The following is a 289-nucleotide window of genomic DNA, read 5'->3' as shown; positions in this document are numbered from 1 at the left end:
AGTCACACCAACTTTCAAGGAGATGATCATGAGCGTTTATTACCCGTTGGGCATGACGCCTAAGGAGATGCTGGTGTGCATCGACCTACTTCGTACAGAAGCACAAAAGTTTGAGAAGATCGGCCAAGATTGCCTAACATCTGCTCAAGAGGCCATGTGTCTAGAGGTCGCGTGCGAACGCCGTCGTCTGGCTGACCGTATCGAACACGCATATCGGAATATCGAATGACCGATCCACGCCGCGCGGGCCGAGACGCCTACTGGTCGGGAATGACTCTCGATCAAAACC

1 protein-coding gene is annotated in these 289 nt (G+C 52.9%); it reads left to right on the top strand.

The window, feature by feature from the left end; all coding sequences use genetic code 11:
- Positions 1-229: hypothetical protein (locus tag AC1RPT_RS07975; RefSeq protein ID WP_481763017.1), on the top strand; the 229-nt coding region annotated here is incomplete at its 5' end.
- Positions 230-289: the final 60 nt, after the last annotated feature.

The sequence above is a fragment of the Dellaglioa sp. CoH-56-MRSF-11 genome, from assembly GCF_056782135.1.
This window is presented reverse-complemented; position numbering and strand designations above follow the sequence as displayed.